Below are 24,616 nucleotides of genomic sequence, written 5' to 3'. Positions count from 1 at the left end.
ACCTTTTTTTATGGTTCCTTTAATAAAAGACTAAAGTATCCATATCTAGGACTTGATTTAGGATAACTTAATACTCCTATTTGATAATTTTTATATGATTTTTTGTTTAAATCCAAATGCTTTAAATTATGATGAATTAATGTTTTTACATAATTTTTATAACTAATCTTATTTGAAATTAATTTATGATAATATTTCTGGTCATAATTAGAAGAAATTTTAGAATTAAAATAAGTTCGTAAAACATAAGTTCTATTTCCAGCTATTTCATCCATGTATTCATAATAAGGATTATCAGAAGCAAGGCTAGAAAGAGAATAAACATTTGTCTCTCCCATGTTAACTAAATACTGCAAATCTGAATTTACTTTAGCTCCCGGAAAAATACTGCGAATAGTTTTATTTAATTTAGTTTTAGAACTTTGATAAGCAACTAAATTTTTATCCCAAGTCCAACCCATTTTATTACCATTTAGAGTAGATAAATGATAATAAGTATTATATTGTTTAGTTTTTTTATTGTATAGTTTCTCTTTAGCATCAGCATAAAAAGCATTTCCATCATAAGAAGAACCATTCTTAATCTGATATTTTATACCTAAATTTTTAGAAAAAAAATTTCCACCTTGTTGAAAAAATAACTTAGTTTTAATATTAGATCGATTAATTATTTTGTATCTTTTATATCTAACATTTGATTTTTTGGGATTAATTAATTTTAAACTATTCCCATTTAAATCACTATTTTTTTTAATACGCGGAAATTCATTTTTAATACTAGCTTCCGCATGATTACTGAAGAAATAAGTACTCCCTACACTAATCAAACCAGCTAACATCGCTACTTTTAGTATTTTTTTTAATTGCATAAATTCATCTCCTTTTGAATTTAGTATAACAAGAAAAGAAACATTTGTTACGGAAAAAATACAACTGTCATCAAAAAAATTCACAAATGAAAAACGTGTGAAACATGCATGGTTAAAGGGGCAATTTTTCTCCTATTTTCTTTTCACAAACTTTATCCAAGCAAAAGACCGCTAAACGTTGATTTAGCGGTCTTTTATCCTTCAACTTCGGATAAGCTATATTATGTTAACTATAAAACATAATATAACTTATAGTCCATAAATCATATCATAAAAATCATCAGTAAATTCAGGATTTTGGTGATCCATCGATGGTTTATTAGTATCTAAAGAATTAATTTGTTCCATTTCTTTATTTGTTAATTCAAAATCAAATATATCAATATTTTCCTCTAAACGTTTAGGATTTGTTGATTTAACAACAGTAACAATATCATTTTGCATAATCCAACGTAAAATAACTTGTGCAACAGATTTATTATGATTTTTTCCTATATTACTTAATAATTCATTTTTAAAAATATTATTGCGTCCTTGTGCAAGAGGAGCCCAAGCTTCCATTTGAACATCAAATTTAGGAATAAAATCACTGGCTACTTTTTGTTGTGTTAAGGGATTATATTCAATTTGATTTATAACTGGCTTTGGCCAGTTTCTTAATTTAACTTCACGCATAAATTCAACAAATTTTGCTGGATAAAAATTAGAAATACCCAATGATTTAATTTTTCCTTCATTTTTTGCTTCTACTAATGCTTTGTATGATCCATAGATATCACCATAAGGTTGATGAATTAAATATAAATCAATATAATCTTGATTTAATTGATTTAATGAATCTTCAATAGCATTTTTAGTTGCTTCGTACCCATATTCATTAAAAATAACTTTAGTAGTTAAAAATAAATCTTCTCGTTTAACTAAACCATTAGAAATGGCTTCATTAATTCCTTCTCCAGTTTCTTTTTCATTTCCGTAAGCTCTAGCAGTATCAATTGCGCGATAACCTGCTTTAATAGCGTTAATAACAGTTTCTTTAGTTTCATTTTGTGGTATTTGGAATACACCTAAACCTAATTGTGGCATTTTAATACCATTATTTAATTCTTTATATTGCATTATATTTTATCCTTTATTATTAATAATTTATTTTAGATATTTTAAAAAATGGTTGGCACCATACCACCATCAACTCTTAAAGCTTCACCAGAAAATGATGATGCATATGGGCTTGAAACAAAAGTAGCAAATCGTCCAATTTCTTCAGGTCTAACAAATCTTTGAATTTGGGAAAGTGGACGATGATTTTTCATAAAATCTTTTTCCCAATCTTCTTTAGGTAAATTTGTATCTTTATACATATCATAAAGCATATTAGAAACACCTTCAGTCAAAGTGGATCCAGGCATAATGGTATTTACTGTAACCTGAGTTCCTTTAGTTAGTTTAGATAAACTTTTAGCTAAAGATAAATTCATTGATTTAGTCATACTGTATTGAGGCATTTCACCTGAAGGCATAATTGCTTCTTCACTAGCAATAAAAATAATACGTCCGAAATTTTTATTTAGCATCTTTGGTAAATAAAATTTAGATAATTCGTTTCCAGTCAAAACATTAGTTTTAAAGAAATTCATCCAAGTATCATTATCAATATCAAAATAATTCATTGGTTTAAAAATTCCCATATTATTAATTAAAATATCAACATTTTCAAATTTAGAAAGTAATTTAGCTTGATCATCTTTATTTAAAATATCAGCTGTTCCATCATAAAAATTAACATCTGGATAATTATTACTTAATTCATTAATAACATCATTAACTTGATCTCTATTTCTACCATTTATAATGACATTTACTTTTTCTTTTGCCAGTTCAATTGCAATTGCTTTTCCAATTCCTTTAGTTGACCCAGTAACTAACGCAAGTTTTCCTTCTAAGTCCATTTTCATTATTTTGAACACTCCTTTTTAACAAGATGATATTATCATATCACTTATTTTTAATAAGTAAAGTGCTTTTTATAATTTTAAAAACTATTTGTAAATATATTTATTCAATTGTAATTATTAACTAATAATATCTTTTTATCGTATAATTCCATCTTATTTTGGATTTAGTATAACGGAAAAGTTAACAATATAAAAATACCCATTAACCGCTATGGCAATGGGTATTTGTTTTTAGCTTTGAATTGTTGGATTTTGTTAACTAACTAATTTTACGTTTTGCTCTTTTCATCTTTATATAATTAAATAAAGTAATAATGTAAAAAATATCATATAACATTATAAAAAATTTGGCTATCAAGCTATTTCCTAAAAAATTAGAACAATTAAATAAAATAAAGATAAGTATTAATTTAGAAATCATGTTTTTATCCATCAATTTATCTTTAATTAAACTAAAATTACTTTTCATTTTATTCATCTCCATTTGTTTACTTGGTTATAACTCCAATTTTTTAGAATAGCAAAAATAATAGCTTGATTTTAGAATTAATTACGATTAATTCTTGTTCTTTTTAAATTATTAGATGATTTTAAAAAGTAAAAAATAATAGTTAAAAGTATAAAAATAAATCCTAAAATTAATGACCATCCTGCTATCCCATGAGGAACATTATGTGAAATGATAGGATTTATTGACCAAAAGTTACCAATACTTATAGCGTGGGTTATTGTATATATAAATAATCCCCAGGATAATATGATTCCTATTAACGATAAATAATAAGTTTTTTTCATTGAGACATCCTCTTGTCAATGTTTCTTTCATCTTTAATGGTTTTTCTGTTAATTAGATTGTTCAATCTTCTAGAAAGGTTACTAATAAAAAAATTAACGCTGAAATAAAAAGTCGACGTCCTGGTGATCCTGATATGTTAGTTGCTGATAGTGAAAAAGCAAAAGAAATTTTATTTAAGAAAGAGTTTTATTATTGGGGAAAATAATTATCAACAATTAATCAAATAAATGTTACAAATAGAGAATTAATATATAATGCTGTCCCTGGTCAATATGAAGTAATGAAAGAAAAAGATATTTTAGATATCTATTATGAAATCAAAGAATTAACTAATGTATATGCAATTTAAAAGAGACCTTCTACGTAATGTAGAGGCCTCTTTGTTCTTAATTTTCTTTCTTATCATATCCAAATAAAATAATTAAGATACTTATACTTATGAAAAAACTTTTTAATCCAATGGCTAGTAAACTTGCTAAAGCCAATTTATTTGAAAATAATTGAGTTAAATTGTTCATGATATCGGAGTCTAAAGAAATTCTAATGTTAAATTCTACTAAAAAGATAGCTAGAAATGAAAGTATAACTTTTATTTTATGTTTGTATATTTTTTTCCAATCCTTAAAAGTCAACAACCATATGAACATAGATAAATTTAAAAATAAAATAATAAATCGACTTTTTATATTAAAAGGATTAATTATAGTTAAATGTAAAACTAAAATCAGAAATGTATTTGCAAAATAGGAAATTCTATTGATATAACTGAATTTTTTATCAACTTTTGAGTTATTTTCATATTTATTTATTAGTTCTTTATCATCATATAATAAATAGTCTAATGATACGTTAAATAACTCAGCTATTGTAATGATTGTTTGTATATCTGGTAATGTCCGTCCATTTTCCCAACTGGAAACAGTCTTTCTAGAAACGTATAATTTATTACCTAATTCTTCTTGACTTAATTTATTTTCGTTCCTCAGTGTTAATAGTTTATTTTTAAATTGCATTCTTTCATGTTCCTTTATTTTTATAGTAATCATTATACTATAAAAATAAATGAGGTGGATTTAAGATTATGATTCAATTAACGAGAGGATTTTGGGAAGATTTTTGGAATAAATACATTATTTGAAAAATAATATATTAGTAAATAATGCTTATTTAGGACGTTATTTTTTTGGTAAGAAGATGTACCAATCGTTGATATATCATAGTCTAGTTAGAATAGACCTAAAATGTATATATTTTATTTTTAATACATGATAAGTTATAGATATCTTTACAGGAAATGGAGGTTTTCAATAAAATGTTGATTGATTTTACTAAACTAAAAAATGCAATTAATAATACAAATATTGTTTTTGGAATGACATTTATATTAATAATATTATTATCGTTTTTATTTAGTAATTTTTTTAATTTATCTTCTTTATACGCAAGAATTTTTCTTATAATATTTTATATTGCAAATGTAATAAGAGAATATTTTTGGCCAAGAAAGTAAGTTAATTAGATTTATAAATTAATTAAGGTGGTTAATATGAAAAAAATTTTTAGTTCCTTTAGTAATAGTGTCATAATATTTTTTGATATATTAACAGTGATACTAGGATTTATTGCATTGTTTTATATTTTGACACAGGGGATAAGTACTTTAGGGATAGCAAAGTCAGTATTTGAATTTATTCTTATTGCTTTTTTTATTCTAGGAAGCTTAAATTCCCTTATTAAAATCTTTAATTTGAAATAAATAAGTTACTAATTTATTAATAACATTTTTTAAGACAAGCGATTGAGTTAGTTTGTTATTTTTTATATATGATAAGGTATTAAGCTATCATACATATGAGGCCTCGAAACTGATTAAGTAAAATTTAATTAATTAATTGATTGATTTTCAATTTCAATATGAAGTTATTATTCAATTAATTTAGTTGTTAGATACATTTATATTATTCAGAAATATTTAAAAAAGGGGACTAATTTATTATGCACAACAATAAAAAATACTGGATTAAAACTTGTACTTTAATTTTTTTATTGATAATTTATACTTTATTAATAATCATCAATGAAAAATTAACCTTTTTATGGTTTATTTTGTTATTATTTTCATGGAATTTTTCATTAGTATTTATCAATAATCATTATAAAAAATAAAATATATTAATTTAATACTTACGATTAAAAAAGAGATTAACTTTATAGTTATTCTCTTTTTTATTTTTTCAACATACTACTTATAGTTTGCATTACATTATTTTTTTAACTATCCTTTTCGTAGAGGTGATGATTTAATGAGTACTAAAGATTTAGTTACGCAAGTTCAAAATAATAATCAACAAATTAAAGATAAACAAAATAAAGTAAATATGGATAATGATAATAATTTTTGTAATGACTTATTTAATACAATTAATAAAAAATTACAATCAATATTAGATCAAGATAAATATGTGGATAGTTTAGTTGTTAATTTTGATGATTTAAACCAATCAATTTATACTAAAGAAGATTTTGTAAATAGATTTGATGATAAAAAATATCCATTCGAAAAAAAGTATGCTGGAATTATCATGAATAAAAAAATGAGTGAAATTGAAAAGAAGTTATCAAACAATGATGTAAAAGCTATTATAAATAGAGATAATTTAAATATAAAATTTGTTGTTAACTTGATTAAAAATTAAAAAACTTAAAAAATAAAAATAGTCAATTAATTTCTTACATTACAAGAATTAATTGACTATTTTTTTGATAATTTAGTTTAAAATATCATTTAAATTAACTTCTTTTAAATGATTAATTACTTTATTATCAATGTTATTTAATATTTTTTCTTCGTGATCAATAATAGTTTCAATATTTTTTTTATCAAATTTTATATTTGTTGCATCATAGTTTTTGTATAAAGAAAATAGATTTAAATTTCCTTCAACTGAAAAAAATATGTCATATAAAGATATTTCAGAAGCAGATTTAGCAAGATGCAATCCACCATCAATTCCAGCTTTTGTAATTAGTAATTCACTTTTTTTTAACATAGCAATTAATTTTTTGATTGTAGGAATGGGGATTGCTAAGTTATTTGAAATATCTTTAATTGATATATAATCGCAATCTTCTAATTTAGAACCTACTTCAATATATGAAAGGATTGCAATTGATTGTGAAAATGCTTTTGAATAAGCCATTTTATTGAACCTTCTTTCCTTAATTTCTTTTTTTTCTAGGAAAAAAGAAAGAAATTAAAATCATAAAAAAGACAAAAGGAGTTGCGTATTTGTAAATCTTAATAAAACTAGATTTAAATTGTTTTTTTGAATTATGTTTTATTTTATTTATTACACTATTAATTTTATTTTCTTGTTTATTAATAGTGTTGTTTACTTTATTAGCAATAATTTTATAAGCTTTATTTCTAACGGAAATAGGTAATTTATTTATTTCTTTATTTATCAAGATGTTTCTTTTTGTTTTATTTATTTTAAAGTTGGCATTATTTGTATTTTTGGTTTCATTAATTTGTTTTTTTACATTATAAAATAAATTTCGTTTTTGATTTGATGATATTTTTAATGTATTAATTTCATTTTTTGCATAAAAAATAGAATCAATTTTTGCGGTTTCAATATTGTTATTCAAAGCAGTAATAAAAATAGATGCTGCTAAAGCAAATCCAACTAATCGCATAACTAATATAACAGGTTGTGATGAATTTAGTAATTCACCTTTGAAATCTGCAGCAGCAAGAGCCTGCATCGCACCTACGATTATACCATAGCCAGCACCTAGGAATGCACAAGCAATACTAACACTAATATAGTTATTCATATCTATATTCCAATATAGAATATAAGCTGTCCCCATACTTAAAGTTCCTAATATTATTGGTAACTTTCCACCAGTTTTATTAACTAACATCGAAGAAAATGGTGATAATATACAAATCAAAACTGAAGCAGGGGTAACTAATAAGGCTGCTATTAAATCAGATTTATTTTGAATTCTGACAAAATAAGTTGGCAATACAACTAAGACTCCGACAAAGAATACCGTACTGATTAGAATAGATAAAGAAGCACCATTAAATTGTCGATAAGTAAATAATTTCATTGGTATCATTGGATGATCAATTGAATTTTCATACCAAATGAATATAAATAGAGAAACTAAACTTGTTATAAATAATGAAATTATTAATAAACTATTCCAATGCCACTTATTACCTTGAATTAAACCTAAAGTTAAACTGATTAAAATTACAAAGCTTAAAATACTTCCTAAAATATCGATTTTTACTTTGTTTATTTGTTCTTTAAAGTTAAGACTAATAAAACATATTATCAATGTAATTATAATGATTGGAATATTAATTATAAAAACCCATCGCCAATTTAAATATTCTGACAATACACCACCAATAGTAGGACCAAGAGCTCCGGCAAGACCTTGTGTCATTGCAAGAAGTGCGATCACTAAAGGTCTTTTTTTATCGGAAACAGTTGAAATACCAATTATCATTGATAATGGAAATATAAAAGCAACACCTAAAGCTTGAATACCTCGTCCTAAAATTAAAATATTAATATTTGTTGAAATAGCAGCTATAATTGCACCAAATAAAAAGATTAAAAGACCAATGATAAACGATTTATGAATTCCAATTCTTTCTGATAATCTTCCGAAAGGAATGGTTAGTGAAGCAAATAAAATAGTGTATATATTAATTGCCCAAGTCATAGTACCTAAGTTAGTATGTAATCCATTTTGAATTTCTGGTAAAACAATATTCATAATTGTTTCATTTAGAAGACTTACAAATGTTCCTAAACACATTGCAAATACTATTAGTATTTTTTTATTCTTACTCATTTATTAAACTCCAAAAAATTTATTTTAAAATGATCCTTAAAAATAATATTAAACATCAATTTAATGTAAAAAGTATATATCTTATATACTTTTTATTCAATGCTTAATTTTAAAAGGATAATTAAGTGTCTACGAACTATAGCATCAAATTATATACTAATTTATTAAGATATATGGTAGGTTAATAACCAAAGTAAAAGTTATTTTGGAGGTTTTATGTTAATTGATATATTTCTTTCGATTTTTGAATTTTTAGGTGCATTATTTGAATTTAAAGATTTAAGGAAAGAAAGACCTAATTGGAATAATTGGCTGATTATTCCTTACTTTTTACTAAGAATCATTTTATTTATTTTTGTTCTAGTGTTTTTGATTGTATGTATATTTTATGTTTTAAAGTTATTCAAATAATTAAAACTATATTTAGAGGAGCTAGTATTTATCATGTTTGAAACTATAAAGAATTCTAAAATACATAATGTTAGAACTATATTTAGTTTATTTATTATATTAATTGGTACTATATATGGATTTTCAAATTATCATGTAAGTTGGTTTACATTTTTTGTTGTTGGATTATTAGCACTAATTTTGCAGTTTGATATTTCTACTATTAAAAATTTGTTTTTTAAAATGAAAAAGAAATCTTTTAAGTACATTCTTTTGACAGTTCTTTTTGCATTTATTTTTTCAACAGTTTTTACATTACTTGGTAAATTATTAGGTCAAACAATTTCTGCGAATACGGTTATAACTAAGTTAGAAGATGTAGATTTTATACGTAAAATTATTGCTCTATTGAAAATGATAATTTCATTATCTGGCGAAGAAATTATTGTGGCAGCTGCATTTTTTCCAATTTTGAAATATAGTTCCTTTAAATTTAATAAAAAAGCTTCTTATTTTATAGCAATAGTAGTTAGTTGTTTATTTTTTGGATTATTACATTTTCGAGCTTATAATTGGAATCTTTATCAAATGTTTATTGTTATCGGATTAAACAGAATTTGGTTTGAATATGCTTGGATTAAAACAAATAGTATATTTGGTGGAATAATAGCGCATATTATGTATGATTTTATACTTATGTTACCAATTATTTTTATGTGAATTGAGATATAAAATTATAAGAAAAGAGGTAAAAAATTATGAATAGTATTTTTCTGATTATATTCAGTGTTTTATTGTTAATTTTATCGTTATTTGATGGAGTAAATGAGAAAAAAACGAAAAATTTAAAAATGCAATTTGGTCAACAAATTGCAAGAAGTGAAGGAATACATAGTCTAAGATTATTTGAGTTTTATCAAAAAGTAATAAATAATAATTTTTATATATTATATGGGTTTATTTTAGGATTGATTTTATTTATGAATTTTATTGAAGGATTAACTAATCATATTTTCATAATAATTTTAGGATTAATCTTATTTGGTTTTGTATTTTATTTAATTAATTTTATAAGATTAAAAAAAACATATTCAGATGAACCTTGGTATGAAGAGATAGATAATAAATTAATTAATGTTATTTTTATAAGGAGAATTTTACAGTTAATATTTATTTTTCTTGGGACTATTTATATTAGATTTATTGTTGTTATAAATAATTAATAAGGAGTTAAAATAATGCCAAAATTTTTAAATAATACTAATTTAAAAATAATTGCGATGATTTGTATGGTTTTAGATCATACGCCGTATATTATTTGGAGTGATGCTGTAAATGAAAATTGGTTATCAGGTAATTATTTATCTGATAGTATGCATTTTATTGGAAGAATAGCATTTCCAGTTTTTGCTTTCTGTATTTCTGAAGGATACCGACATACCCATGATATTAAATCATATCTAAAAAGGTTAGGAATCTTAGCGATTGTTAGTTTGATTCCGTTTATATTAGTCTTTAGAGAAATTGGATTAGATACAATTTTTACATTACTATTTGGACTTTGTGCTTTATATTTTTCCGATATGGTTGACTCTAAGTGGAAAAAGGGATTAATTATTTTTGGATTTGTGGTCCTTTCAATTTTTTCTTTATCTGATTATGGTGATAGTGGAGCAGTTATTGGAATCTATTTATTTGCCAAAGTAAAAAAACAACATTTAAGAATTGTTGCAGGAGTTCTAGGATTATTTTGTTTAGATATTTTAAACTTTTTAATTTTTATTCCTAAATTTTCATTTATGGATAATTTACAAGAATTTCTAGTTTTATTTTTTGCAATCGTCCCATTTATATTAATTGCTAATTGTTATAATGGAGAAAAGGGAGCGAATATTGGTAAGTCATTCTATGTATTTTATCCAACTCATTTAATAATTTTAGCGATTATTCATTATGTTATTACATATGCATTTTAAAAAAAAAACAACTGAAAAAGTTTCAGTTGTTTTTAATTTGAATAAATAAAAAGCCACTCGAATTGGAGTGACTAATTAACATATTATTCAATTATTAAAATTGGCGAAATATTAGTTACAGGATTACCCATTTCATCTTTGGACATTTCAATTCCACCATCAATAAATTCTTTTTTCCTTAAGTTATTTAAAGATCGATAAATCTGATCTATAGAATATTGATTCTTTAAAGCAGAAACAATATCACTTACCTGTATGGAGATTTCATCTTCACTATTGTTACTATTTATAAACTTCATGCAGTCATTTTCACAATTAGTATTTTGAATATTTTCCATTTTAGGTCACCTCTTTTATTTGGTTCAACCTTATTATATACCAAAAAGAAATAAGTAATTATAAATTAAGTACTTTTAAAATTGATACTTTTTTAAGTAAGTTAAATAATTTTTTCGACGATCATTTTTTGAATTAGTAATACCACCAAAGTTAATCCAGGTTCCTTTTTTTATTCCAATTTGTTTTAATGTTTTGTTGATAAAGATTTTCTTGATACTGTTTCCCATGAATAATTTAAAATATAGTGTTGGAGAAGTTGAAGTAGTTAAAACATAACTTTGTTTAATGTTGGTTAATTCACCATGAATTCCCCAACTATTAACAGTGTGACTTAGTCCTTCTCCTTCCTTCATAACTTTATCAATAAATCCTTTTAACATACCAGGAATTGAATTCCACCAAATGGGAGTTATAAAAATTACTTTACTACAAGATTTTAATAAATTTAAGTATTTAATTACTAATTCATCATGAGTTTGACCATCATGAAAAAGTCGTAATTCTTCTTGATCATAAATTGGATTAAAATTTTCAGCATATAAATCAATTAAATCATAAGCTTGATTTGATTTATTTAAATTATTTTCCACTTCTTTTAAAATGGCATGATTAAAACTACCTGTATAGGGATGACAGTAGATAATTAATGTTTTATTCATTTTTATTTAACTCCTCATGATTAATAAATTGATAGAAAGTTTTATTTAAAAATTCCTGATTTTTGGTAACGATGTTGTTTCTTAATAACATTCCATATCCTTGAATAAAAGACCAAACTTGGATAAACAAAGTTTCTTCATCAATGTTTAAATGATTGTTATAAACGATATTATGAATATAATTTTTTACTAACTCTAAAAGTTTGAAGTTATATTGATCAGTGTATTTGATATTAGATTGATCAAAAAATAGAAAATCAATTAGATATGGTTCTTTAGTAAAATAATCAAGTAAATTATTACCTAAGTTTAGTAGCTTTTTGACATCATCATCTGTATTTGGTTGGTTTAATTGATTGAATAAATCTTCTGATAGTTTTTCTGCAGTAGCTAAAAACAATTCATTTTTATTTTTAAAATGTTTGTAAAAAGCTCCAGTTGTTAAATTCAGTTGATTGGAAAGTACCAAGTTCCAGATTTATCTGAAATTGTTTGAAAATTAAAATTTAGTAGTGAAAGACCGATAAAAATAATTACTAATGATATAACAAATAAAATAAGTGCTATGTAAATAACTTTATAATTAAATGACTTCATTTTTTTTAACTCCTTTTTTATTTAAATAATTAAATGAATTTTTAAATAGATTGTTTGATATTTTTATACATGGAATCAGTAATTCCCAAACAATAAGACTAATTGAAATTGATAAGATTCCTAAACCAAATTCAAATAAAAAGATGCCAAAACCATTTAGAGAAAGGGAAACAAAACTTCCAAACATTAACCAAATTGAATTTAATAAAAATGCAAAACTGATGGCAAATAATGTAAATAAAAATGCGATAATGAGAACAGAAATTGTGAATAATAATGATACGATAATTAGTCCAAGACTTAATAAAATAGGAAACCAGACTGGAGAACCTATCCAAAAAATAAGTTTATTTGAAAGATTATGTTTAGGTTTAGTTACATTAATTGTTTCACTGTTTTCATTAGTTATTTTATTAAATACATCAATTGGTGTTCCAATTCTAGAAAATACTTCATCTTCAGGAGTACCTTCTTCAAGTAGGTCATCAATATATTCTGAATAATAGGTTAAATAATTTTCATAGTTATTAATATTATGATCTTTTAGTAATTTTTCTAATTTATATAAGAATTCATTTTTTTTCATCATCAATATCCTCCTTGATAAATTTAATAATGCCATCAACTTCTGACCAATGAGTTAAGAAATTCTCAATTTCTAACTTACCTTGGTCAGTAATGCTGTAGTATTTTCTAATTCGATTATTATGAATTACATTTTTTTGAATAATTTGTTTTTTAGTAAGTAATCTTTTTAAGATGGTGTATAGAGTTGATTCTGAAATTTTTATTAAAGGATCTAAGGTTTTAATTATTTTATAACCATAGGAATCTTCTTTGTTGATACATGATAATACACAAATATCAAGTAACCCTTTTTTTATTTGACTGTTCATATAAAAATGCCTCCTTAAATGACATACTATTTTATGCGAGGTATTAAGTCAATAGGTAATTAAACATGTCTCTGATAAATAGACACAAAAATTATTGAAAATATTCAATAATTGAGTATTGTAGTTAGTGAAGAAATTTATATGTAAATTGAATTATAATTTTAAAGGAGGAATATAATAATGATTAAAATAATTAAACGAGCTTCTGAATTATTTTTATATTCCTTTGCAATCTTTTTAATTATCATGATTTTTTTAGTATTAACTAATATTATTAATTTTCAAATTAATTGGTATTTTTTAATTATTATTTGGCTTATTATTTATTTAGGCTTAATAGGTTATTGTATTTACATATCGAAAAAGAAAAATTAATTACTTAATGAATTAATATCAAAAAGGAATCAACTATTTTGGTTAGTTGATTCCTTTTTTAGAGAATAAAAAGCAAGTTATTTTTTATTGATTATTAAATTTATACTTTATAAAGTATTGATATAAAAGCATTGTCGGGTTCTGTCGGGTGATTTTCGTGTAATTGCCGTGTTTAATTTTTGATAGTAATGGTAAATTTTAGTCACATTATAAATAAAGGAGATCGGATAGTATGACGCAAAATAAAATAGCTTCATTAAGAAAAGAAAAAGGATGGACTCAAGAAGAGTTATCTGAAAAAAGTGAGGTTAATGTAAGAACAATTCAACGATTGGAATCGGGTGAAGATGGAAGTTTAGATACATTAAAATCAGTTGCAAATGCTTTTCAAATTCGAATAAGTGATTTGTTTGTTTCACTAGATGAAACAGATAAGTCAAAACAAATTATAGATGAAAGTAGAAAACAGCAAAATCAAATCGCAAAGTATAAATTTTTTAAAAATTTATATAGAGTTCTGGCTGTTATATTTTTTATTATATTTATGCTAGTCACAGGAGAATATGTATCAGGAGTTCAAAGTTCTAATGAATTATTTTTAAATATTCTTTATTTTGGATGGTTAATTTTATGGCCAATAGGATTTCTTGTTATATATATTATTCGTATATTCTTTGTAGAAAAATATTTATATAATAAATATCCAGTTTATGATTCAATATCTACTAATAAATCTAAAAATAATACTAGTGATGAATATCGATTAATTAAGTTTATTAGTATTTTATTTTTTATAATATTAATAATTCTAATTTTTAAATTAATAAAATAATATTTTATAATTACAGTTTGTTTTTCATAATATTTATCTTCTTTAATTCACTAAATTTTATTCTTGTAAATTTATTCATTAGTTTTATGATGAAAGTAATTAGATATCGAGGAGAATTATTATGAGTAAAATGATGAATGCAATTGGATACAAAGAATATTTACCTATTAGTGATCAAAATAGTTTATTTGATTTTGAAACAGAAAAACCACAACTTAAAGAACATGATTTATTAGTTAAAGTAGAAGCTACTTCAGTTAATCCTGTAGATATTTTTACAAGAAAAGGTCAAAAAGACGTTCTTTTGAATCCTAAAGTAATTGGATATGATGCTTATGGCACAGTAATGGAAGTAGGCTCAAAGACTGATTTATTTAATTTAGGTGATAAAGTATTTTACGCTGGTGCCTATGATCGACCAGGTAGTAATAGTGAGTACCAATCAGTCGATGAAAGAATTGTAGGTCATGCTCCAAAAAAATTAAGTATTGAAGAAAGTGCAGCAATGCCACTTACTGCATTGACTGCATGGGAATCTTTATTTGAACAAATGAATATCGATATTAATGATGAAAATAATGCTAATAAATCAATTTTAATTATTAATGGTGCAGGAGGAGTTGGTTCAATTGCAACACAACTAGCTCACTTGGCTGGACTAAAAGTAATTGCTACTGCTGGTAATGATTCAACTAAAGAGTGGGAATTAGAACATGGCGTTGATTTTGTAGTTGATTATCATAATGATCTTGAAAAACAAATTCATGATTTAGGTTATGATTATGTTGATTATATTTTGGAATTGGTCAATTTAGATTATTATTGGTCAACAATCACTAATTTAATTGCCCCATTTGGGAAAATTGTTTCCACAACTGGATCAGGTAGTAACTTAGATTTTAGTTCTTTAAAAAATAAGATGGTTAGTTTTGGATGGGAATGGATGTATACAAAATCATGGTTTCAATCATCTAAAATGATTACCCAACACCAAATCTTAGATGAAGTAAGTAATTTATTGGACGATGGAAAAATAAAAAGTACATTAACAAAGACTTTTAAACCAATTAATGCAAAAAATTTACGTCAATCAACTGAATTAGTAGAAAATAATCATATGATTGGTAAAGTAGTTATTAAAAATTAAATGCAATAAAGTGATAGAATTGTATTATAGGTTCTTAATGTTATAGCATAGTGAACTTATAATTTGTTAAAAGGAGATAATAACTCCAATAAATATGATTTTTTATTGAGTTTTTTGTGATTTAATATGGATAAAGAATTAAAATTTCAAGGATACAAAAATTTACAAGATGATTACTATGAATTTAGTTTTAAAAAGGATGAATCATTTACTTGGGAAGCAGGTCAATACACTCATTTAACATTACCAACACGTAATGTTAGTGGTAAACAAAACCGTGCTTTTTCAATGACATCTTTACCTTCTGATGAAGAAGTGGTTTTTTGTACAAGAACTGGATCAGAAATTAGTAGTTTTAAAAAAGAATTATTTAGTTTAGAAAAGGGTGAAGTTGTTTCATCTGATGATGCTCAAGGTAAATTTACTTTACCTGATGATAATGATGAACAACCTTTAATATTTGTCGTTGGTGGTGTTGGTATTACACCAATCCATGCTTTAGTTGAAGAATTAATCAAACGAGAATATAGTGGCGAAATTACATTATTATATTCATCAAGAGATTTTTACTTTTTCAAAGATTTCTTCGAAAAATGTGAAACTAGTTTGTTGAATTTTAAGTTTATTAAAGTACAACATTCAAATGAAGTTAAAGAAGAAGCAAGTAAATTAGTTGATAAATACAGTAATGAAGGTCTTTACTTCATGTCAGGTTCACCAAAATTTGTTGAGGGCATGGATAGCTACATTAAAGATCTTGGTATTAATGAAGATCGATTAAAAGAAGATACTTTATTTGGATATTAAAAAAAGATCTTAATAATTTAAGATCTTTAACAGAGTTCTACAAGTTAGATTATTGTCTATCTTGTAGAACTTTTTTATTAATAAACAGTATCTTCGGTTAATAACTTATTAGATTTTTTTCGATTACATTTCCAACAAAGAGTTTGTAAATTTTCTTCGACTGAAGTGCCACCTTTGGAGATTGGAATTATATGGTCAATTTCTAATAATAATAAACTTTGTTGTTCAATTGAAGCTCCACAATTTTGACAAGTGTAGTTGTCTCTTTCTTTGATATGATTTCTTAATTTATTTGTCATTAGAGATCTTTGAATAGCAGAAGTTTTATTATGAGTTATTTTATCTGATAAATATTGTGAAATAGCTTCAATTGTTTCAGAGTTGAATTTGATTTTAGTTTTTTGAGAGCTATTACCACCAGCACTAATATATTCAAAAGAGTAAGTGGCATAGATAATATTAATTTGCGGGCGATTAATTCCTATTTGTGCAAATAATCTATTTTTATAATATTTACTAATGAATTTAGGAGGATTGAAATTATTTTCTAATTGATTTTGTCTTTGATTTAAATTATCAATTGTATTTTCAATTTTAGAAATATTTTGACCAATTTCTTGCAATTGTGTGATGTTTGATTTAGTTGGAGTGATTTTAAAATATTTACATAAATATTTAATGGGTTCTTTTGAAGCTTTTCTAACAATTTGGAGGGATGTGGAATAAGTGTTTTCAGAATTAGAAGAGATATTTTTGTCTCGCTTATAATTATGAGTGCTAGTGTTTTCAAATGATGCTAAATAAGAATAATCTTTTTCTTTAGGAATAAAATTACTATTATTTGGAATTTCCTTAGCGTATTGTGCAATTTCATTATAATCTTGGATGGTATTATAGATTGATTTTTTGTGTTCTAAAAATTCTTTGCTATTAAAATATTCCTTCATTTTATGATTTCTAATTATTCTATATATTGAATAAATTATTAAAATAGGAATGAATATTGGCCAAATGTAATAGCCTAACCAAATTAAACCAATTATATAAACAATAAAATTAATGCTAGAATTATAATCTTCTGATTCATCTTCATCATTTTGTGTTTTTTTCATTTTATGTAATTTAATGAGTTTGTAGATAATATAAATTACAAAAAATAAAATAAGTAGTGGCCAAATATAGTAGCCTAACCAAATTAAACCGATTATATAAATAACAAAGTTACATCCTGAATTATAGTTTTCAGGGGTATCTTCCATATCGGTGCTCCTTAAAAAAATATATACAATAAAATTATACGCTACCACAATCACTTATTAAATGATTATTTTTACAAATGATATAATAAAGTTGTAAGTTATTTATTAAAATAACGCTAATTAAAAGGAGATTTATAAATGAATAAACTAAAAAAGTATCTATCAATTGTATTACTAACTTTTTCATTTTTGATTATATTTAGTGTTCAAAAAATTAGTGCTGGTACACCTACTCCACATAATGGGTTATTTTTCAGTAAAACAATACCTTATTATGTACAAGCTTCTTCAAATAAATATAAAAATATTTGGAGTGATGCACTTAAAGGCTTTGATAACAATGGTGCTATTAAGTTTAAAAAAAGTAGTCGAAAGAATGCCTATTTATTATTAAGTAGTAGATCATTTAAAGCAAAATCTTTAAAAACACCTAGATCTATTTATTTAAATTCTAGAGATATAAGTGCCTCATCTATTTTTTTAAATAGAACGAATATAAATAAATATAATTATACTCATGATGAATTAGTAGGTATCGCTATGAGTGGAATAGCTTATGGAGTGGGACTAGATTATAATAGTAATCCAAATAGTATTTTATATAATAAGCAAACAAATAAATTGATTAATACTAAATTATCAGATAGCGATAAAGAAGGATTAATTAAAACTTACGGAAGTTCTAATTAATGATTTACCAATTGGTAAATCATTTTTTTATTTAATTTTATTTTGATATTCACTTTCAATAATATGAGTCATTTCCAAAGGACTGAGGTTACAATCATCAGACAACCACTTTTTGATAATTGATGTAATACCAGCTCTAAAAAAGGCTGAATGATAGTCTAAATATTGATTATTAAATAATTTTTTAGCTAGTTCTTTATTATAATTTGCAATAGAAAAGTGTAAATCTAAATCTAATTTAAAATATGTTTTGTAAAGATTTTTATTATCTTTTATATGAGTAAAAAGTTTAAAAAAACTAGCTGATTCATTTTGAAAACTAAGTTCATATTCATATAAGTCTGATATTTCATGGATCATATTATCTTGAATTTTTTCGATTAAATCATAAATATCAATAAAGTTAGCATAAAAAGTTGATCTATTAACTTTTGCTAATTTACAAATTTCAGTAATAGAAATTTTATTAAAAGGTTTTTGTTGTAATAAAGCAATAAATGAATCTTCTAATTGCATTATTGACCTTTTTTTTGCCCAATTATTTTCTGTATTTGCCATAATAACACCTCTTTTATTTATTAATCCAACAATTGTTAATTTATTGATGATTGTTTACGATTATAAATCACAATAAAATAAATTTATAGCTTAGATAGAAAGAAGGAGATAAAATGGCGAAATCAAAATTAATAAAAGTTAATCATAGGATAGCAGAAAAGTTAGTTAGTATTAATAATAAAATCAAATATAAAGTATTAGGTGGATATAATAAAATAGAAGATAAGTTTGTGGATCAATATTTAACTAAAGATGATGAAAGTATTAAAGATGCAAAAAATAGAATGAAATTAGAAAATAAAAGAAAAATGGAAGAATGATTAAATGATTTTTAGGAGTTCTCTCAACAAAGACTAGAAATACTTATTGAAAAGCATTTCTAGTTTTTATTTAGTTTAAAAAGGTTAAATAAATTGTATTTATAGTAATCAGGTGTATAATTGTATTTGTAAATGAAAACGCTTACGAAAAAGGAGGATACAATCATGAATCTTTTTGCTATCTTAATTGGATTATGTCCAATGATTGGTTGGGGTTTATTTCCAACCATTTCATCTAAATTTGGTGGAAAACCAATAAACGGAGTATTTGGAGCCGCATTTGGTAGTTTAATTTTTGCTATTATTTTAGTACTAGTTGCTAAAATTCCATTGCCTGGAGGCTTTGCATTCTTCCTAGCTGTTCTTTCAGGATTCAGTTGGGGAATTGGTTCAATTATGCAATTTAAAGGATTTAAATTAGTTGGATCATCTCGAGTAATGCCAGTTTCTACTGCGTTTCAATTAATTTTAACTTCTTGTTGGGGAGTATTTGTTCTAGGTAACTGGACAGGTACAACTGGTAAAATTATTGGTTTTATTGCTCTAATTGCTATTATTATTGGTGCAACTTTAACTAGTTGGACAGAAAATAAAGAAGAAAGTGATAGTGGTAAGTTAAAGAAAGCAATTATGTATCAATTCATTGGTGCATTAGGATTCTTGGTTTATTCAGCATTACCACAATTAGTAACAATGCCATCAGTACAAAAATTGGTACCTAATATGGGATCAATGAGTGGGATGCAAGCATTCTTACCCCAAGCATTGGGAATGGTAATATTTGTAATTGTTTATAATTTAATGAATTTAAAAGATGGAAATATTTTTGCAGAAAAAGTTTCATACTTACAAATTTTTGCAGGTCTATCACAAGGTTTTGGTATGTTAATGTACTTAATTTCAGCTCAACCAGACATGAATGGTTTGGCTACTGCTTTCATTATTGGACAAATGGCTGTTATTGTTTCAACATTAACAGGTATTTATGTACTTAAACAAAGAAAGACACCAAAAGAATTGGCTCTTACATTTGCTGGTTTGATTATCATAGTACTTGGTGCTTCTGTAACAGTATTTATTTAATAATTATTTAAAGGATATTCTTTTTCAGAGAATATCTTTTTTTATAATGATTGACAAAAAATACGAATTATCTATAATAATAAACAAAGATTAAATATATAATGATAAACAAAAAGATCAGGAGAGTAGTAATTGTTCGATATTTCAGAAAGTTTGCGGTTGATGTGAGCAAATAGATTCGATGATTATGAATATGGCCTGTTAATTGGCAGTATTGATATTCAAATACTGATGGGGTGGCAACCATTATTCATTGCACGCGTTAGTTTATTAAATGACGTTATGAAGGGTAATTGTGTAAATAATTATTAAAATGGAATGGTACCGTGGGAAAAGACCCGCTTCTAGTTTAAATAACTAGAGGCGGGTCTTTTTGTTTATTTTAATATTTTTAATTAATTAAAAAGGAGTGATTCAAATGACAAAAAAAGTAGCAATTATAACTGGTAGTGGTAAAGGAATTGGGTCTGCAATTGCAAAACAATTAGCCAGTGAAAATTACTTAGTAGCAATTGCAGATATTGATGAAATTGCAGCTGAAAAAGTAAAAGATGAAATTAACGAGAAAAATGAAAATAGTGCAATTGCATATAAAATAGATGTTGCAAATCGTAATCAAGTATTTTCATTAGTTGATAAAGTTATTAATGATTTTGGTCATTTAGATGTTTTTATTAATAATGCTGGTATTGCTTATATTAATAGTATTGTTGATAGTGATCCTGTACAAGTTGAACGGCTTTTAGATGTTAATTTAAAAGGAACATTTTGGGGAATTCAAGCAGCTGCTAAGCAATTTCAAATACAAGGAAATGGTGGGAAAATAATTAACGCTGCTTCGTTAGCTTCTGTCGAAGGATCTGCTTTACAAGGATCATATTCAGCTTCTAAATTTGCAATTAGAGGATTGGGACAATCAGCTGCTAAAGAATTAGCTAAAGATAATATTACGGTTAATGCATACGATCCTGGAATTGTTATAACTCAATTGCGTGATTATATTGATGAACGAACTGCTAAATTAAAAAATACCACTCCAGAAAAACAGCGTCAGAGTGTAATTGATGAAATAGCATTAAAAAAACCTGCAACACCACAAGACGTAGCTAATGTAGTTTCATTTTTTGCATCAGAAAAAGCTAATTATATTACGGGACAATCAATTTTAATTGATGGTGGAATGAGATTTCATTAAAAAATAAAAGGAGATAATTCAATGAAAAAAAGTATAAAAATATTGATTAGCATAATTGTGATTGTAGGAATTGGTGGGTTAACTTTTGTTATTCATAATCATTCTGTTCAACAAAAAAATCAAGAAATTACGATTGGAACAATTGGTTCAGATGCCAAAATTTGGAATTATATTGCTAAATTACCAGAAACAAAAAAAGAAAATTTAAAATTAAATGTACAAAGTTATACAGATGGAGTATCACTTAATACAGCTACTGCACAAGGAAAAGTAGATGTAAATGCGTTTCAATCTTATGCATATTTTTTAGCTTACAATAATCAAAATAAAGAAAATAAATTATCATTATTAGGAACTACTTATTTAGAACCACTTGGAATTTATTCTAAAAAATATCAAAAAATAAATGAAATCCCTGATGGGTCTACTATTGCAATCGCAAATAATCCGGCAAATACTGCTAGAGGATTAAAATTACTTGAAAAAGTCGGTTTAATTACTTTGAAACATAATTTTGGGAACTTATCTGGAACGAATGATATTTTGAAGAATCCACGTCATTTAAAATTTAAAGAAATAGATGACACAACTGGACCAAGAGTAATTAGTGATAAAACAATTGCAGCAGCTCTAATTAGTAATACGATTGCTTTAGAAGGTCACTTGAATGTTTTAACAGATTCAATTGCACATGAACAAGTTGATCAATCAACTAAAGATAATGTAAATATATTGGCGACTGCTTCAAGTAGTAAGCAAAAAGTTAAATATAAAAAATTAGTTAGTTTATATCATAATAAAAAAGTTCAAAATTATATTAAAAAGGAATTTGATGGAACCAAAATTGAAGTAAATAAATCTTCCAATTATTTAAGAAAATAAAAAAGCTATGATAATTTATCATAGCTTTTTTATTGCTTTATTTATTTTATATTAAAATAGTGAAATTATTTTTTGAATTAATCCGGTTTCTAACATGACGAAAATTCCAATTAAAATGTAAATTATTTGACTGATGGGGCCGCCCCATTTTTCAAAGATTTTATGAATAATAGGGATCTTACAAACGTAAGTGGCTAATACTAATGAAATAAATGTTAGTATAATAAAGTAAACAATAGTAATTAAAATATTATTTAAATTCATTGTTGCTAAGACTGGAATGTAAACTGAAAGGTTATCTGATCCACAACTAGCAAAGTAAATTAATATTACTGCTAAAATGCCTTTTTTGCTATTTGTATTTTTATTATCTTCATTATTTTCTCCTTTAATTCCCATATAAATAGGAATTAACCCTAGTAATCCAATGCTCCACTCTGGAATTATATTTTGAATAAATTGTCCTAGAAGGGCACTTATTATAAAAATAATAATCATACCTAATTCATATCCAAATAAAGTATTTTTAAAACTGAATTTTTGTAATAAAAATAATAATACGACAAAAAAATCTAAGTTTACGCCAATAAATAACATTGTTATTAACGGTAAATTTTCCATAGGTGCCTCTTTTCACATATCTATTATATAACATATGTTATCATTGACATATAAAGGAGTCAATTTAAATGAATACTAATGAAGAACAAAATTTTAAAAATGAAATGGAAGCAGTTTTTAAATTATTAAGTAATCACATAAGATTAAACATTTTAATTATGTTAGAAAATAAGCAATTTAGTGTGAATGAAATTGTTGAAGCTTTAGGTATCCCACAATCACAGATTTCACATCAATTAGCAATTTTAAAAAAACATCAATTAGTTAGTTCACAAAAAATAGGTAAAAAAAATTTTTATAAATTAGATGATCCACATATTTTGAACGTAATTGAATCAACTGCAAATCATGTTAAGCATGTTTTACAAGGTAAAAGTCATAGTGAAGTATAAAATAGTATAATTAGAAAGAAGACAATACATTGAAAAAAAATAGTTTGTACCAATATGGAACATTAGCACTTTTAGTACCAGGACTTTTTAAAGGAACTGCAAGCTTGAACGATATTTTAAATCATGGAGATACTGGAATTGGAACAGGTGAGGGCCTTGATGGTGAGTTAATAATTATTAATGGAACTACTTATCAAGTCAATGGTGATGGGGATGTTAATAAATTAAATGATAATTTTAAATTACCATTTGCAGATGTTCATTATGCTGATTTCAATAATTTATTTACAGTTAATAATGAGACTTCTGCAAGTCAATTATATGAACAAATTTTAAAAAGTAATAAAACAAACAATATATTTATTGCTGTAAAAATTCATGGAATTTTTTCATTTATGAAAACAAGAGCAGTAAAAAAACAAGAAGAACCATATACGACTTTAGAAAATTCTGCCAAAGATCAAAGTATTTTTACAAAAAATAATGTTGAGGGGACTATTATTGGTTATTATGCTCCTGAATTATTTAATGGACCTGCAGTAGGTGGGTTTCATACTCATTTTTTGGCTGATGATTTATCGATGGGTGGACATATTTTAGATTTTAAAATGGAAAGTGGATATGTTAATGGACAAAAACTTTATAAACTTGAACAAGACTTGCCAAAAGATGAAGAGTATTTAAACCATGATTTTTCTAATGATGATATTGAAGATGCGATTGGAAAAGCTGAAAAATAAAAAAGCATGAAGTGAAGTGACCCCCAAAAGTTGGACAGAAAAATCTGACTTTTGGGGGTCTTTTTGTGGTTAAATATAATTTTGAATTAAAGATAAAAATTGTTTTAGAATATTTAGAAAAAGGACACAGCTCTAACTATTTATGTAAGAAATATAATATCAAACGAAGTGGGACAATTTTGTATTGGGTAAAACTGTATCAAACCTATGGTTTGAGTGGAATTAAACCAATGACAAATCATATAATATATCCTGGTGAGTTCAAACAAAAAGTGCTGCATTGGATGCACACTAACCACAGTTCGTATCCAGAAACAGCACTTCAATTTAAAATAGCTAGCCCTAGTGTTATCTTCA

The 24,616-nt window shown here is 24.8% G+C and carries 32 protein-coding genes and 1 other annotated feature; of the genes, 16 read left to right on the top strand and 16 right to left on the bottom strand.

Features of this window, described 5'->3' with window-relative positions; all coding sequences use genetic code 11:
* Positions 1-8 precede the first annotated feature (8 nt).
* From GSH19_RS04735 to GSH19_RS04710, 5 genes are all read right to left on the bottom strand, one after another.
* On the bottom strand, positions 9-869 hold the full coding sequence (locus GSH19_RS04735; RefSeq protein ID WP_237026955.1) for a hypothetical protein: 861 nt from the start codon (positions 867-869) through the stop codon (positions 9-11).
* A gap of 249 nt (positions 870-1,118) precedes the next feature.
* On the bottom strand, positions 1,119-1,988 hold the full coding sequence (locus tag GSH19_RS04730; RefSeq protein ID WP_237026954.1) for an aldo/keto reductase: 870 nt from the start codon (positions 1,986-1,988) through the stop codon (positions 1,119-1,121).
* A 41-nt stretch (positions 1,989-2,029) separates the two neighbouring features.
* Entirely contained in the window at positions 2,030-2,824 is a 795-nt protein-coding gene (locus tag GSH19_RS04725; RefSeq protein WP_237026953.1) for an SDR family NAD(P)-dependent oxidoreductase, read from the bottom strand.
* Between the two features lie 546 nt (positions 2,825-3,370).
* Positions 3,371-3,619 (bottom strand): hypothetical protein, encoded by a 249-nt coding sequence (locus GSH19_RS04720; RefSeq protein WP_237026952.1) that lies wholly within the window; start codon positions 3,617-3,619, stop codon positions 3,371-3,373.
* Positions 3,620-4,006: 387 nt separating this feature from the next.
* A complete protein-coding gene (locus GSH19_RS04710) occupies positions 4,007-4,633 on the bottom strand; it encodes a helix-turn-helix transcriptional regulator (protein WP_237026951.1) in 627 nt (208 codons plus the stop codon).
* A 1,290-nt stretch (positions 4,634-5,923) separates the two neighbouring features.
* On the opposite strand from GSH19_RS04710, the gene GSH19_RS04705 reads away from it, so the two are divergent.
* Entirely contained in the window at positions 5,924-6,316 is a 393-nt protein-coding gene (locus GSH19_RS04705) for a hypothetical protein (protein WP_237026950.1), read from the top strand.
* Between the two features lie 72 nt (positions 6,317-6,388).
* Here the strand turns inward: GSH19_RS04705 and GSH19_RS04700 are convergent, their stop codons facing one another.
* Entirely contained in the window at positions 6,389-6,820 is a 432-nt protein-coding gene (locus tag GSH19_RS04700; RefSeq protein WP_237026949.1) for an Rrf2 family transcriptional regulator, read from the bottom strand.
* Positions 6,821-6,839: 19 nt separating this feature from the next.
* Complete coding sequence (locus GSH19_RS04695; RefSeq protein WP_237026948.1) at positions 6,840-8,501, bottom strand: MFS transporter; 1,662 nt, start codon at positions 8,499-8,501, stop codon at positions 6,840-6,842.
* Positions 8,502-8,945: 444 nt separating this feature from the next.
* Here GSH19_RS04695 and GSH19_RS04690 point away from each other — a divergent pair, with 444 nt between their 5' ends.
* Genes GSH19_RS04690 through GSH19_RS04680 form a run of 3 tightly spaced genes read left to right on the top strand, consistent with a single transcriptional unit; the run spans position 8,946 to position 10,867 of the window.
* Complete coding sequence (locus GSH19_RS04690) at positions 8,946-9,611, top strand: CPBP family intramembrane glutamic endopeptidase (RefSeq protein ID WP_237026947.1); 666 nt, start codon at positions 8,946-8,948, stop codon at positions 9,609-9,611.
* 38 nt (positions 9,612-9,649) lie between these two features.
* Positions 9,650-10,114: a hypothetical protein gene (locus GSH19_RS04685; protein WP_237026946.1), complete on the top strand. Its 465-nt coding sequence runs from the start codon at positions 9,650-9,652 to the stop codon at positions 10,112-10,114.
* Between the two features lie 15 nt (positions 10,115-10,129).
* Positions 10,130-10,867 (top strand): TraX family protein, encoded by a 738-nt coding sequence (locus tag GSH19_RS04680; RefSeq protein WP_237026945.1) that lies wholly within the window; start codon positions 10,130-10,132, stop codon positions 10,865-10,867.
* Between the two features lie 83 nt (positions 10,868-10,950).
* Here the strand turns inward: GSH19_RS04680 and GSH19_RS04675 are convergent, their stop codons facing one another.
* The 6 genes from GSH19_RS04675 to GSH19_RS04650 form a co-directional block, all read right to left on the bottom strand.
* The gene (locus GSH19_RS04675; protein ID WP_237026944.1) at positions 10,951-11,205 is read right to left on the bottom strand and encodes a hypothetical protein; all 255 of its coding nucleotides are present in this window, start codon (positions 11,203-11,205) and stop codon (positions 10,951-10,953) included.
* A 75-nt stretch (positions 11,206-11,280) separates the two neighbouring features.
* The gene (locus tag GSH19_RS04670; RefSeq protein ID WP_237026943.1) at positions 11,281-11,865 is read right to left on the bottom strand and encodes an NAD(P)H-dependent oxidoreductase; all 585 of its coding nucleotides are present in this window, start codon (positions 11,863-11,865) and stop codon (positions 11,281-11,283) included.
* The gene (locus GSH19_RS04665) at positions 11,858-12,334 is read right to left on the bottom strand and encodes a TetR/AcrR family transcriptional regulator (protein WP_237026942.1); all 477 of its coding nucleotides are present in this window, start codon (positions 12,332-12,334) and stop codon (positions 11,858-11,860) included. The genes GSH19_RS04670 and GSH19_RS04665 overlap by 8 nt, the downstream gene beginning before the upstream one ends.
* Positions 12,313-12,462 (bottom strand): hypothetical protein, encoded by a 150-nt coding sequence (locus tag GSH19_RS04660; RefSeq protein ID WP_237026941.1) that lies wholly within the window; start codon positions 12,460-12,462, stop codon positions 12,313-12,315. The genes GSH19_RS04665 and GSH19_RS04660 overlap by 22 nt, the downstream gene beginning before the upstream one ends.
* Complete coding sequence (locus tag GSH19_RS04655) at positions 12,449-13,048, bottom strand: DUF1700 domain-containing protein (RefSeq protein WP_237026940.1); 600 nt, start codon at positions 13,046-13,048, stop codon at positions 12,449-12,451. The genes GSH19_RS04660 and GSH19_RS04655 overlap by 14 nt, the downstream gene beginning before the upstream one ends.
* The gene (locus GSH19_RS04650; RefSeq protein ID WP_237026939.1) at positions 13,035-13,358 is read right to left on the bottom strand and encodes a PadR family transcriptional regulator; all 324 of its coding nucleotides are present in this window, start codon (positions 13,356-13,358) and stop codon (positions 13,035-13,037) included. The genes GSH19_RS04655 and GSH19_RS04650 overlap by 14 nt, the downstream gene beginning before the upstream one ends.
* 180 nt (positions 13,359-13,538) lie before the next feature.
* Between GSH19_RS04650 and GSH19_RS04645 the strand changes: the two genes are divergently transcribed.
* The 4 genes from GSH19_RS04645 (at position 13,539) to GSH19_RS04630 (ending at position 16,519) form a co-directional block, all read left to right on the top strand.
* On the top strand, positions 13,539-13,733 hold the full coding sequence (locus tag GSH19_RS04645) for a hypothetical protein (protein ID WP_237026938.1): 195 nt from the start codon (positions 13,539-13,541) through the stop codon (positions 13,731-13,733).
* Positions 13,734-13,965: 232 nt separating this feature from the next.
* Positions 13,966-14,565: a helix-turn-helix domain-containing protein gene (locus tag GSH19_RS04640; protein ID WP_237026937.1), complete on the top strand. Its 600-nt coding sequence runs from the start codon at positions 13,966-13,968 to the stop codon at positions 14,563-14,565.
* 121 nt (positions 14,566-14,686) lie between these two features.
* Positions 14,687-15,712 carry a zinc-binding alcohol dehydrogenase family protein gene (locus GSH19_RS04635; RefSeq protein ID WP_237026936.1) on the top strand — a complete coding sequence of 342 codons (1,026 nt, stop codon included), beginning with the start codon at positions 14,687-14,689 and terminating at the stop codon, positions 15,710-15,712.
* Between the two features lie 126 nt (positions 15,713-15,838).
* Positions 15,839-16,519, top strand: a complete 681-nt coding sequence (locus GSH19_RS04630) for an FAD-dependent oxidoreductase (RefSeq protein ID WP_237026935.1) — start codon at positions 15,839-15,841, stop codon at positions 16,517-16,519.
* 77 nt (positions 16,520-16,596) lie between these two features.
* Here GSH19_RS04630 and GSH19_RS04625 read toward each other — a convergent pair whose 3' ends face one another.
* Positions 16,597-17,778 (bottom strand): HNH endonuclease, encoded by a 1,182-nt coding sequence (locus GSH19_RS04625; protein ID WP_237026934.1) that lies wholly within the window; start codon positions 17,776-17,778, stop codon positions 16,597-16,599.
* A 138-nt stretch (positions 17,779-17,916) separates the two neighbouring features.
* Between GSH19_RS04625 and GSH19_RS04620 the strand changes: the two genes are divergently transcribed.
* Entirely contained in the window at positions 17,917-18,468 is a 552-nt protein-coding gene (locus GSH19_RS04620; RefSeq protein WP_237026933.1) for a hypothetical protein, read from the top strand.
* Between the two features lie 27 nt (positions 18,469-18,495).
* On the opposite strand, the gene GSH19_RS04615 is transcribed toward GSH19_RS04620, so the two are convergent.
* Entirely contained in the window at positions 18,496-19,026 is a 531-nt protein-coding gene (locus GSH19_RS04615; protein ID WP_237026932.1) for a TetR/AcrR family transcriptional regulator, read from the bottom strand.
* A 113-nt stretch (positions 19,027-19,139) separates the two neighbouring features.
* Between GSH19_RS04615 and GSH19_RS04610 the strand changes: the two genes are divergently transcribed.
* From GSH19_RS04610 to GSH19_RS04595, 4 genes are all read left to right on the top strand, one after another.
* Entirely contained in the window at positions 19,140-19,346 is a 207-nt protein-coding gene (locus GSH19_RS04610; RefSeq protein ID WP_237026931.1) for a hypothetical protein, read from the top strand.
* 165 nt (positions 19,347-19,511) lie between these two features.
* Positions 19,512-20,429, top strand: coding sequence for a ribose/proton symporter RbsU (gene rbsU, locus GSH19_RS04605; protein WP_237026930.1), 918 nt, complete (start codon positions 19,512-19,514; stop codon positions 20,427-20,429).
* Positions 20,430-20,533: 104 nt separating this feature from the next.
* Positions 20,534-20,778 (top strand) — a binding site (T-box leader).
* 69 nt (positions 20,779-20,847) lie between these two features.
* Complete coding sequence (locus GSH19_RS04600) at positions 20,848-21,624, top strand: acetoin reductase (RefSeq protein WP_237026929.1); 777 nt, start codon at positions 20,848-20,850, stop codon at positions 21,622-21,624.
* Positions 21,625-21,645: 21 nt separating this feature from the next.
* On the top strand, positions 21,646-22,506 hold the full coding sequence (locus GSH19_RS04595; protein ID WP_237026928.1) for a MetQ/NlpA family ABC transporter substrate-binding protein: 861 nt from the start codon (positions 21,646-21,648) through the stop codon (positions 22,504-22,506).
* A 51-nt stretch (positions 22,507-22,557) separates the two neighbouring features.
* On the opposite strand, the gene GSH19_RS04590 is transcribed toward GSH19_RS04595, so the two are convergent.
* Complete coding sequence (locus GSH19_RS04590; protein WP_237026927.1) at positions 22,558-23,127, bottom strand: cadmium resistance transporter; 570 nt, start codon at positions 23,125-23,127, stop codon at positions 22,558-22,560.
* Positions 23,128-23,195: 68 nt separating this feature from the next.
* Between GSH19_RS04590 and GSH19_RS04585 the strand changes: the two genes are divergently transcribed.
* From GSH19_RS04585 to GSH19_RS04575, 3 genes are all read left to right on the top strand, one after another.
* Positions 23,196-23,519, top strand: a complete 324-nt coding sequence (locus GSH19_RS04585) for a helix-turn-helix transcriptional regulator (RefSeq protein ID WP_237026926.1) — start codon at positions 23,196-23,198, stop codon at positions 23,517-23,519.
* A gap of 29 nt (positions 23,520-23,548) precedes the next feature.
* Positions 23,549-24,259, top strand: a complete 711-nt coding sequence (gene budA, locus GSH19_RS04580) for an acetolactate decarboxylase (RefSeq protein WP_237026925.1) — start codon at positions 23,549-23,551, stop codon at positions 24,257-24,259.
* 65 nt (positions 24,260-24,324) lie between these two features.
* The coding region (locus GSH19_RS04575; protein WP_237026924.1) for a transposase at positions 24,325-24,616 on the top strand (292 nt) is incomplete at its 3' end.

It is taken from the genome of Lactobacillus sp. S2-2, from assembly GCF_021698855.1.
Lineage (GTDB): Bacteria > Bacillota > Bacilli > Lactobacillales > Lactobacillaceae > Fructilactobacillus.
Note: the sequence above shows the minus strand (reverse complement) of the source record. Positions and strands in the feature narration are given on the sequence as shown.